General features: G+C 72.0%; 3 protein-coding genes. 1 reads left to right on the top strand and 2 read right to left on the bottom strand.

What is annotated here, in order from left to right:
• Positions 1–1,190, bottom strand: a 1,190-nt coding sequence (locus tag HII36_RS54130) for a serine/threonine-protein kinase (protein ID WP_217371111.1), incomplete at its 3' end; no start/stop codon positions are given.
• A gap of 139 nt (positions 1,191–1,329) precedes the next feature.
• Between HII36_RS54130 and HII36_RS54125 the strand changes: the two genes are divergently transcribed.
• A complete protein-coding gene (locus HII36_RS54125; RefSeq protein ID WP_173531197.1) occupies positions 1,330–2,052 on the top strand; it encodes a GNAT family N-acetyltransferase in 723 nt (240 codons plus the stop codon).
• Positions 2,053–2,071: 19 nt separating this feature from the next.
• Here HII36_RS54125 and HII36_RS54120 read toward each other — a convergent pair whose 3' ends face one another.
• Positions 2,072–3,229, bottom strand: coding sequence for an alkaline phosphatase PhoX (locus HII36_RS54120; protein ID WP_173531196.1), 1,158 nt, complete (start codon positions 3,227–3,229; stop codon positions 2,072–2,074).
• Between the last annotated feature and the right edge of the window lie 153 nt (positions 3,230–3,382).

Here is a 3,382-nt window from a genome sequence, read left to right as displayed (position 1 = left end):
GTCGGCGCGGTGGTGCGCGGCGGCCCACCCGGATCCGCCGTCGGGATCGCCGCCGTCGGCGTCACGATGACGGGCGGCGAGACGGGCGGCGTGGGCGGCGGCGTCCGCACGGACGACGGCCCGAGCGACGTCGGCGCCCCGGGGGCGATCGCGGACGTCGGCGCCGCAGGCAGCGCCAGCCCGCCCCTGGTCTCCGGGTCGTTCCAGATCACGAACGCCGACACGACCGCCGCCGTGGTCGCCAGCACCAGCCCGCCGGTCACCGCCATCTTCGCGGCCGGGGTGAACGCGCTGTGGAACAAGCTGGTCGAGCCGACGTCCGCGACCGGCTGTGCCAGCGGCAGCAGCGCGGTGAGCGGCACGGTGAGCAGCCCCAGCCCGGCGCGGCCGCGCACCTCCCACCCGCTGCCGTACGCCTCGTACGCGCGGTCCTCCAGCTCGGCCAGGAACTCCTCGGCGGAGGCCGGACGCGCCTGCGGGTCCTTGGCCATGCCGTGCTCGACCAGGCCGCGCATCGGCTCGTCGAGGTTGTCCAGCGGCGGCGGCACGTGCTGGTGCTGGTAGGCCAGCGCGGCGATGTTCTCGCCGAGGAAGGGCCGGTGCCCGGTCAGGCATTCGAAGAAGACGGCGGCCGCGGCGTAGACGTCGGTGGCCGGGCCGGCCGGGGCGTCCGCCCACTGCTCGGGCGCCATGTAGGCGGGGGTGCCGACGAGTTCCGCGTTCTCGCCGGAGCGCGCGGCCACGCCGAAGTCGACGAGCTTGCTCTCGCCGTCGGGGGTGACGATGACGTTCTCCGGCTTGAAGTCCCGGTGCACGATGCCGCGCCGATGCGCCTCAGCCAGCCCGAGCAGCGCGCCCTTCAGCACGGTCAGCGCGGCCTCCGCGCCGGTGCTGCCCTCGTGTTCGAGCAGCCGCCGCAGCGTGATGCCGTCGACCAGCTCCATGACGATGACGGCGTCGTCGCCGGCCTCGGCGTAGTCGAGCAGTCTGGCCGTGTGCGGGCTGTCGATCTCCCTGATCACCTGGGCTTCCGCCCTGAACCTGGTGACGAAGCCGCCGTCCTCGCGTAATTGCTCGGACAAATGCTTGATGGCGACGGGCGATCCGTCGGAATCGCGTACGGCCAGCATCACCCGGCCGGTGCCGCCGTGCCCGAGCTCCCGGATCTCGCGGTAACCGGGAACCACCATGGCAGGGACCTCCTGACCGGGTAAAGATCCTTATGTCAGGAAAGCTATCGTCGGTGACAGCACGTGTCGACCCCTTCGCCGACAGGTAACCGACCCCCTGCCGAAATCGGTATTTTTACTACTTCCTATAGTAGGCAAGGTGTCCCTGACAGATCATCTGCGTGAGTGGCTCGGGTCCTGGCCGCCCGCGTCGAACCTCGACGTCACCGGCTCGCCGCGGCGCGCGCTGCCCGGCTGGGACGGCCGGATCCACCCGGCGATCGGCGTCTCCTGCCCGGACGGCGCGGTCCTGTCGGTCCCGCCGGAGCACGTGCCCGCCGTCACCGCCGCCGCCGTCCTCGCCGCCGCCGTCACGGATGCCGGTACGGGTGACAGCACGAGTGCCGGCACAGGTGCCGGCACGGGTGCCGCGGCAGGATCGCTGCGGGACGTCCCGGCCCTGGTCGGGTACGGCGAACGCGGCTGGTTCGAGGCCGTCTACCGCTGGACCACCGCCCCCGCACCGCTCCCCGACGCCGGGGAATGGGTCTCGACGGCGGCGCCAGGGGTGCCCGAGTGGCTGTACCCGTTCGGCGGCGAGGTCCTGGTGGCCGTCGACCCGGACACGGGCACGCACCTGGCGGGCGTGGGCATCAAGCGGCACGACCGGTACGGGCACGAGCTCGCGGTGGTGACCGCGCCGGAGGCCCGGGGCAAGGGGCTGGCCAAGCGCCTGGTCGCCCAGGCCGCCCGCCGGGTGCTGGACGAAGGGGCGGTGCCCACGTACATGCACGCGCACGCGAACACCGCCTCCGCCGCCGTGGCCAAGTCGGCCGGCTTCGACGACCGCGGCTGGACCGCCTTCGGCGTCGCCGAACGCTGACCCGCTCAGGTGGGCGGGGTCACGTGCGGAACGGGCCCGTCACGCAGTAGGTGATCCCGCCGGACGACGATCCCGAGGTGCCCCGCTGGGAGGAGAAGTACAGCCGGTTGCCCGCGGGGTTGAAGGCCGGGCCGGTGATCTCCGAGGAGCTCTGGCCGTTGATCCGGAGGAACGGTGAGATCGTGTCGTCCGGGGTGATCAGGCAGATCTCCATGTTGCCGCCGTCCTCGGCCACGTAGAGGTCGCCGAAGGTGGAGCCGGTGACGTTGTCGACGCCGGTGAGCGGCGGCGTGCCGGGGCTGACCAGGCTGTCGTCGTAGGCGAGTTCGTAGGTGCCGGCCGCCAGGTTGACCTGCCAGACCCGGTTGTCACCCTTGGTGGTGAACCAGACCGTGTCGTCGGCGTAGTGGCAGCCCTCGCCGCCGTTGAACGACTTGGACCCGGACACCTGGCTGCGCGTCGTGGTCGGCGAGCCGTCCGGGTCGGGCACGTTGGCCCAGGTGAACGAGCCCGACGTGGCGGATCCCGCCATGAAGACCTGGAGGGTGCCGGACGACAGATCGCCCCACGTCGTCGGGACGAACCGGTAGAAGCGGCCGTTCGACTCGTCCTCGGTGAGGTAGATCACCTGGCGGACCGGGTCGGCGGCGGCCGCCTCGTGCTTGAACCGTCCCATCGCCGGCCGCCGCACCGCGGTGCCGCCGAACGGGTAGGTCTCGTAGACGTAGCCCAGGCTGACCTCCTCGCACGACAGCCAGGTGTTCCACGGCGTCTTGCCGCCCGCGCAGTTGGTCCTGGTGCCCGACAGGATCCGGTAGGCGGACGTGACCGCGCCGGCCGCGGTGAAGCGGATGGCGGACGCGCCGCCGCCCGGGTTGATCTCGGAGTTGGACACGTAGATCCAGCCGCTGCCGTCGGCGAAGCAGGCGCCTCCGTCGGGTGCGGCGTGCCACGTGTACGACGTGCCGGGGACGGCCTGACCGGATCGGGCGATCACCTGGCTGGTGAATCCGGCGGGTAACTGGATGCCGTTGGCGTCGGCGGCCTGGAGCGGGCCGTAGGGGCCGGGGGCGTTCTGCGCCGGGGCGGCGTGGGCGGTGCCGCGCCACAGGCTGCCGGCGAAGGCGACCGTGCTCGCGCCGATCACCGAGGCACGCAGGAAATCACGACGTTCCATCGACGAACCTCCTCGGGGGGTGCAATCTCGCCGACGGTAAATCGGCGAAGTGGACGGCGGCATGGCCGAGACGTGAACGAGAACGGTGCGCCACGCCACATTCCCGTGCCACCCCCCGAAACCCTCACCACCACCCACCCACACCCGAAGCCC

The sequence above is a fragment of the Nonomuraea antri genome (assembly GCF_013283785.1).
Classification (GTDB): domain Bacteria; phylum Actinomycetota; class Actinomycetes; order Streptosporangiales; family Streptosporangiaceae; genus Nonomuraea; species Nonomuraea antri.
Note: the sequence above shows the minus strand (reverse complement) of the source record. Positions and strands in the feature narration are given on the sequence as shown.